This is a genomic window from Polaromonas sp. P4_F9 (genome assembly GCF_056401235.1).
In genome coordinates this window covers 1-6,204 of sequence record NZ_JBFUJT010000066.1, presented here as the reverse complement: position 1 = coordinate 6,204, position 6,204 = coordinate 1, and the positions used below count along the sequence as shown (strand labels likewise).

The 6,204-nt window shown below is 63.1% G+C and carries 7 protein-coding genes and 1 pseudogene; 6 read left to right on the top strand and 2 right to left on the bottom strand.

The features are described from left to right. Both AC1DUB_RS27980 and pcaQ read left to right on the top strand, forming a co-directional pair. Window positions 1-313: transposase (locus AC1DUB_RS27980; RefSeq protein WP_477732339.1), on the top strand; the 313-nt coding region annotated here is incomplete at its 5' end. Between the two features lie 114 nt (window positions 314-427). Then, window positions 428-1,405 (top strand): pca operon transcription factor PcaQ, encoded by a 978-nt coding sequence (gene pcaQ / locus AC1DUB_RS27975; RefSeq protein WP_477732338.1) that lies wholly within the window; start codon window positions 428-430, stop codon window positions 1,403-1,405. Between the two features lie 21 nt (window positions 1,406-1,426). Here pcaQ and AC1DUB_RS27970 read toward each other — a convergent pair whose 3' ends face one another. After that, window positions 1,427-2,368: a class I SAM-dependent methyltransferase gene (locus AC1DUB_RS27970; RefSeq protein WP_477732337.1), complete on the bottom strand. Its 942-nt coding sequence runs from the start codon at window positions 2,366-2,368 to the stop codon at window positions 1,427-1,429. 288 nt (window positions 2,369-2,656) lie between these two features. On the opposite strand from AC1DUB_RS27970, the gene AC1DUB_RS27965 reads away from it, so the two are divergent. The 4 genes from AC1DUB_RS27965 to AC1DUB_RS27950 all read left to right on the top strand — a co-directional run bounded on the left by AC1DUB_RS27965 (window position 2,657) and on the right by AC1DUB_RS27950 (window position 5,695). Beyond that, complete coding sequence (locus AC1DUB_RS27965) at window positions 2,657-3,058, top strand: RNA recognition motif domain-containing protein (RefSeq protein WP_477732336.1); 402 nt, start codon at window positions 2,657-2,659, stop codon at window positions 3,056-3,058. 268 nt (window positions 3,059-3,326) lie between these two features. After that, window positions 3,327-3,782, top strand: coding sequence for a MarR family winged helix-turn-helix transcriptional regulator (locus AC1DUB_RS27960; protein WP_477719018.1), 456 nt, complete (start codon window positions 3,327-3,329; stop codon window positions 3,780-3,782). An 87-nt stretch (window positions 3,783-3,869) separates the two neighbouring features. Continuing rightward, on the top strand, window positions 3,870-4,289 hold the full coding sequence (locus AC1DUB_RS27955) for an organic hydroperoxide resistance protein (RefSeq protein ID WP_477732335.1): 420 nt from the start codon (window positions 3,870-3,872) through the stop codon (window positions 4,287-4,289). Between the two features lie 329 nt (window positions 4,290-4,618). Then, the gene (locus tag AC1DUB_RS27950; protein ID WP_477732334.1) at window positions 4,619-5,695 is read left to right on the top strand and encodes a serine/threonine protein kinase; all 1,077 of its coding nucleotides are present in this window, start codon (window positions 4,619-4,621) and stop codon (window positions 5,693-5,695) included. A 367-nt stretch (window positions 5,696-6,062) separates the two neighbouring features. Here AC1DUB_RS27950 and AC1DUB_RS27945 read toward each other — a convergent pair. Then, window positions 6,063-6,204 (bottom strand): annotated as a pseudogene (locus tag AC1DUB_RS27945) (IS110 family transposase); the annotation flags it as partial.

The window sequence follows — 6,204 nt, the reverse complement described above, 5'->3', positions numbered from 1 at the left end:
GCTGGGAAAGCTCAACCGCAAGCAGATCACTTCGTTGGTGGGTCTGGCGCCGATGAACCGGGACTCGGGCACGCTGCGCGGCCAGCGTCACATCTTCGGCGGGCGAAGCGATGTGCGTCGCGTGCTGTATGTGGCCGCCCTGGTGGGTACCCGATTCAATCCAGTACTCAAAGCCTTTTATGCCAAGCTCCTGGCCGCCGGCAAGCCCAAGAAGGTCGCCTTGGTGGCCTGCATGCACAAGCTGCTGGTYATCCTGAACGCCATCGCACGCTGCAAGTCGCCTTGGAGCAACGCTATTGCAGTAACGAATTAATGTCTTCATTCAAGATGGTTGCTGTTTCAAGTGATGGGTGACTTTAGTGAATATCAATGGTTATGTATATTGATATTTATTGCGTTTTTACATAACCAATGGCTATAGTTGCGCATGATTGACGAGCGCATTAAATTCCGGCACCTGCAGTGCTTTCTGGCGGTGGCCCAGCATGGCAGTTTGCAAAAGGCGGCGGGGGTGCTGTCGATCACGCAGCCGGCCGTCTCCAAAACGCTGAAAGAACTGGAGGCCCTGCTGGCGGTGCGCCTCTTTGAGCGGGGCCGCCGTGGCGCGGTGCTGACGCGAAGCGGCGATGCCTTTGCGCGCCACGCCGGGGCCAGCGTGAGTGCGCTGCGCGAAGCGGTCGCCAGCGTCGCGCCCACCCGCCCGCACGGTAGCGAAGTGGTGACGCTGGGCGTGCTGCCCACGGTAGCGCCGCAACTGATGCCCGCGCTGCTGCTGAAACTGGATGCGGCGAGCCGCGCCAGCGGTCCGGCGGGCTTGGTGGGCCTGGCTACCAGCCTGCGCATTCATACCGCGCCGAATCCGGCCCTGCTCACGCAACTGCGCCAGCGCGAGCTGGATCTGGTGATAGGCCGCTTTGCCGAGCCGGCCCACATGCTGGGCCTGACCTTCGAGCATCTGTATGCCGACCCGCTGGTGCTGGCCGTGCGGCCCGATCACCCGCTGATCCGGGACGCTGCCCTGCGCTCCGATGCGCTGGCGCACCTGCCGGCTTTCACGGCTATCCTGCCCACGCAGGGCACGGCGATCCGGCACACGGCCGACAGTTTTTTGCTGACGCGCGGCTTGGGCCAGCTGGTGCGCACGGTGGAAACGCTGTCAGTGACCGGGGCGCGCAATTACACCGTGCGCAGCGATGCGGTCTGGTTTTCGCCCCGGGGCGCGGTGCAGCAGGACCTGGACAGCGGCCTGCTGGCGGCCCTGCCTGTGAGCATGACGGGCACCGAGGAGCTGGTCGGCATGAGCCTGCGCGCTGACATGGTTCCCACCGTTGCCCAGGCCGAAGTGATTGGCGCCCTGCGCCTGCTGGCGGCAGCACACCGGGGCCTGGACGCGCCTGCGGGGTAGGCGGTCAGGTTGCTGAAGCGCTCAGGCAGCCACAGCGGCCGTTTGCGCGGTCACCGCAAAACGCGTCTTCAGCTCGTCCAGCCCCAGGGTCTGCAAAACCTCCTGCAGGCGCGCCTGGGCTGCGCGGGTTTTAGCCACGCTAGGCGTGGCGGGCAGGCTGGCCAGGATCAATTCGTTTTTCATTGAATGCTCCCAGCCCACCAGCTCGGTCACCGTGACCTGGTAGCCGTTGGCCTCCAGCTGCAGGCAGCGCAGCACGTTGGTGATCTGGCTGCCGAACTCGCGCGTGTGCAGCGGATGCCGCCACAGTTCGGCCAGCGGGGTTTTGGCCAGGTTCAGCGCCCGGCTCTTCCTGAGCACGCCCGCCACCTCGGCCTGGCAGCACGGCACCAGCACCATGTGCCGCGCATGCTTGGCCAGGCCAAAGGCAATGGCGTCGTCGGTGGCCGTGTCGCAGGCATGCAGCGCCGTCACGATGTCAATGCGCTCGGGCAAGTCGGCTGACGTGGTGGCCTCTGCGACCTTGAGGTTCAAAAACGACATGCGTTCAAAGCCCAGCCGTGCAGCCAGCGCACGGGACTTGTCGACCAGCTCGGCGCGGGTTTCAATGCCGTAGATGTGCCCGGCGTCCTTGCGGCCCTGGTGCGCGACATTGAAAAACAGGTCATAGAGGATGAAGCCCAGATAAGACTTGCCGGCCCCATGGTCGGCCAGGGTGGGCGCCGGATTGGTGGCCGACACCTCATTGAGTAGGGGCTCGATGAACTGGTAGAGGTGGTAGACCTGCTTGAGCTTGCGCCGGGTGTCCTGGTTGAGCTTGCCCTCGCGCGTGAGGATGTGCAGCTCCTTGAGTAGCTCGATCGACTGCCCTGGGCGCAGCTCTTCAATGACCTGCGCGGCGGGCGCAGGCTTTCCAGTGCCTTTTGAAGGTTTTGCGGCGCGCGCGGTGCTGGAGGTTTGCATGGCCCAAGTTTAGTAGGGGCGCTACAAGCCTTCTCTGCCGCGGTGCAAAGCCCTTTTGACGCAGGCACCCGACCGGCGTGCGCGCCGGCATGACCCCCTCTCCTTGAGGGCGAAGGGATGAAAAAAGGCGCTCCCGCGGTTCTGGGCGCATAATCGAGCAGTACGGGTTGCAAAACACCCGCACAGGTTAGTGATCGGTCAGTTTCGCGCGCTACGGCGGTACTTTTGGGTTTGTTGTGCTTACGGGACCCCATCGCTTTGTTTTTATGTGTTTTTTGAGGAGTCCCCATGGGCAATAAACTTTACGTCGGCAACCTGCCTTACACGGTGCGCGACGAAGATCTGCAACAATCTTTTGGCGCTTTCGGCTCCATCACCAGCGCCAAAGTCATGATGGAACGCGACACGGGTCGCTCCAAAGGCTTTGGTTTCGTCGAAATGGGCAGCGATGCCGAAGCGCAAGCCGCAATTGCCGGCATGAACGGCCAGTCCTTGGGCGGCCGTAGCATCACGGTGAACGAAGCCCGTCCCATGGAGGCACGCCCTCCCCGCACCGGCGGCTTCGGCGGTGGTGGTGGCTACGGCGGCGGTGGCGGCGGCGATCGCTCTGGTGGCGGTGGCTACGGCGGCGGCGGTGGCCGTTCCGGCGGTGGTGGTGGTTATGGCGGCGGTGGCCGCGGCGGCTACTAAGCCCTGCAAACCCCGGTAACGGCAGAGATGCCGTTGCAAACCAGCTGTCTCAGCCTTGCGCTGAGCAAAGCCTGAAAGGCTTCAAAACTTCGGTTTTGAAGCCTTTTCTTTTTGGCATGCTGCACCTGGACTTGCAGGCCGAACACACTGCGCACCAGCGAAAACTGGCGTTACGTGACCCAGCCCGGATCAAGCCGCTGAAACATCGCCGAAACATCTTTTTGGCAATTAACTTGCACACAATTTAATTGCACGCTACAATTCAGCCATGCCCAACAAAACCGCCACCCCATCAGCCGACGCGATGCTGCTGCTGGACAACCAGCTGTGCTTTGCGCTGTATTCCACCTCGCTGGCCATGACCAAGCTGTACAAGCCGCTGCTGGACGAGCTGGGGCTGACCTATCCGCAGTACCTGACGATGCTGGTGCTGTGGGAGCAGGACGGCCTGACGGTCTCGGAACTCGGCCAGCGGCTGTACCTGGATTCGGGCACGCTCACGCCCCTGCTCAAGCGCCTGGAGTCGTCGGGCCTGATTTCCCGCATTCGTGCCGTGGAAGACGAGCGGCGCGTACACATCACCCTGACCGCCGCGGGTCGCAAGCTCAAAACCAGGGCCGCCAAAATTCCCGGCTGCATCCTGAGCGCCAGCCAGTGCTCCATCCCCGAGCTGATGGCCCTGACACAGCAGGTGCAGGCTTTGCGCCAGCGGCTGGTGGCGTAAGGGCGTTGCCGATCTCCCGCCTCAAGAATATCCCCCCGTTTTCAACCCAACCCGCCTCATTCCGGGGCATTTTTCCAAGGAAGCACCATGACCACGAAACTCGAAAAAGTCCTCTACACCGCCCACGCCCACACCACCGGCGGCCGTGACGGCCAATCCAGGACCGACGACGGCCGCCTGGACGTCACGCTGAGCTCGCCCGGCACCTCCGGCACCGGCACCAACCCCGAGCAGCTGTTTGCCGCCGGCTATTCGGCCTGCTTCATCGGCGCCATGAAGGCAGTGGCCGGGATGCAGAAAATCACCCTCCCGCAAGACCTGTCGATTGATGCCAGCGTCGACCTCGGCAAGATCCCCAACGCCTACGGCATTGCCGTGCGCCTGGACATCAGCCTGCCCGGCATGGACCGCACCGCGGCACAGGCGCTGGTGGACGCTGCCCACCAGGTCTGCCCCTACTCCAACGCCACGCGCGGCAACATCGACGTGACCCTGACACTGAAGTAAACCCCTCCAGGTCGGCGGCCGGGCGGACTGCGTCGCCCGGCCAGCACCTCGGCCCGCCGGTCAAGTGACCGGCGGGCCGTTTTCGTTCCGGGGTCCGACAGCTCTCTGGTCCACCCCCCGATCCGCCGGCCCTTTCGCCCAAGAAGGCGCGTGGGCCAATCAACCGCCCGGCAGCTCGGGGCGAGGCGAACGCCCTATTCCTATTGTTTGATAGCGGATACCGCTCACCTCTCCCCGGGTTCCTGGCGGTGTTGAAAATTTGCCCTCTCCCGACGCGGATCAGCGGCCCGCACCGTGCAGCAAGCCACCATCTGCGCCGACAATGGGTCATGACTGAAAAAAACACGGCTGCGCCGACGCAACACGCGGTTCATGCCTACGAGACCCTGACGCCGGACCTGGTGCTCGATGCACTGGCCAGCGTGGGCCTGGCCGGCGATGGACGCCTGATGGCGCTGTCCAGCTACGAGAACCGGGTCTACCAGGTCCATCTGGAGAACACGGTCGGCACCGATGACCTGGCCGGCGACATTGTGGTCGTCAAGTTTTACCGGCCCGGGCGCTGGAGCGACGCGCAGATTGCCGAAGAACACGCGTTTGCCGCCGAATTGATGGCCGCCGAGATCCCGGTGATCGGGCCCCTGGCGCTGGACGGCCGTACGGTGCACCATTTTGGCGGCTTCAGCTTCAGCGTCTCGCCCAGCCGCGGCGGGCGCCGGCCCGAACTCGACACGCCTGAAGTGCTGGAATGGATAGGCCGTTTTCTGGCACGCATCCACACGGTGGGCAGCGCCCAGCCGTTCACGCACCGGCCCGCGCTGAACCTGCAAACCTTTGGCTACGCCTCACGCGATATTTTGCTGGCGGGCGGCGCCCACGGCTCTCATGGCTCCCATGGTTATTTGCCCCTGGACATGGAGTCGCGCTGGCGCAAGGCTTTTGAAGAAGCGATGCTGGTGGCGCAGACCGTGTTTGAAAGCGTGGGCGACGTGAAGCAGCTGCGCCTGCATGGCGACTGCCACCCCGGCAACATCCTGTGGACACCCGAGGGCCTGCCCGGCGCCGGCCCGCATTTTGTCGACCTGGATGACGCCCGCACAGGCCCCGCCGTGCAGGACTTGTGGATGCTGCTGTCGGGTGACCGCGGGCAATGCACCCGGCAACTGGGCGCCCTGGTGGACGGTTACGAGGAATTTCGCGAATTCGACCGGCGTGAGCTGGCACTGATCGAGCCGCTGCGCACGCTGCGGCTGATTCATTACAGCGCCTGGCTGGCGCAGCGCTGGCACGACCCGATCTTTCCCATCAACTTCCCCTGGTTTGGCTCCAGCGACTACTGGAAAGGCCAGGTCGACATGCTGGAAGAGCAGACGGAAGCGATGCAGGAGGCACCGCTGATAGCCTAAGCGCCCAACAGGCTCCTCATATGGTCGCTCGTGTCAAGTGATTGAATCTTTCTCTTTTTGGTTGGTCAAAGCATCGGAGATCAATCGGGTGATGCGACACGAACGTTGTGGCGACGATGAATCAGACTCATATCCGCGGATTGGTTACCAGCACTTCATCGATTCGTCGTGGGCCTGCCTCGCTCTAGTGGACTGTAACGATTGAATCGAAAGTGCTCTACAGAGGGAAATGTCCACTCTCTTTCTTCCGTTACAGTCCACTAGTGTCGTGGATCTTCCTTGCGGAGCCTGTATAGGAGCCACGAGGGTTGCCCAGTCGTTGCCCGTATCGCATCACCGCATCGATCTCCAAGTCGGTCCTCCCCTTTTATTGAGTAACGGTTTTACTGGCCTCGTTGCCGATCGACCATACGAAGCCTGCGAGTTCGCGTGCAATCGCCACGCACACCTTGTTTCTCTGCACTCCGCGTTTGTCCAGCGCGGCAAACCGCTGCGTCAGGCGCAACTGC

Coding starts and splice junctions, on each gene's coding strand:
- pcaQ (WP_477732338.1), top strand. CDS start 428: ATGATTGACGAGCGCATTAAATTCCGGCACCTGCAGTGCTTTCTGGCG.
- AC1DUB_RS27970 (WP_477732337.1), bottom strand. CDS start 2,368: ATGCAAACCTCCAGCACCGCGCGCGCCGCAAAACCTTCAAAAGGCACT.
- AC1DUB_RS27965 (WP_477732336.1), top strand. CDS start 2,657: ATGGGCAATAAACTTTACGTCGGCAACCTGCCTTACACGGTGCGCGAC.
- AC1DUB_RS27960 (WP_477719018.1), top strand. CDS start 3,327: ATGCCCAACAAAACCGCCACCCCATCAGCCGACGCGATGCTGCTGCTG.
- AC1DUB_RS27955 (WP_477732335.1), top strand. CDS start 3,870: ATGACCACGAAACTCGAAAAAGTCCTCTACACCGCCCACGCCCACACC.
- AC1DUB_RS27950 (WP_477732334.1), top strand. CDS start 4,619: ATGACTGAAAAAAACACGGCTGCGCCGACGCAACACGCGGTTCATGCC.